The following is a 207-nucleotide window of genomic DNA, read 5'->3' on the forward strand; positions in this document are numbered from 1 at the left end:
TCTTCTTCAACAACAGAGTTTTACGAGCCGAAACCCTTCTTCACTCACGCGGCGTTGCTCCATCAGACTTTCGTCCATTGTGGAAGATTCCCTACTGCTGCCTGCCGTAGGAGTTTGGGCCGTGTCTCAGTCCCAATGTGGCCGATTACCCTCTCAGGTCGGCTACGTATCATTGCCTTGGTGAACCATTACTCCACCAACTAGCTA

Annotated in this window: 1 rRNA gene; it reads right to left on the reverse strand. The window is 51.7% G+C overall.

The annotated features are described in order from the left end of the window. Positions 1 to 207 (reverse strand): 16S ribosomal RNA (locus CES81_RS13170); the annotation flags it as partial.

The sequence above is a fragment of the Secundilactobacillus pentosiphilus genome (assembly GCF_002217985.1).
GTDB classification, from domain to species: Bacteria; Bacillota; Bacilli; order Lactobacillales; family Lactobacillaceae; genus Secundilactobacillus; species Secundilactobacillus pentosiphilus.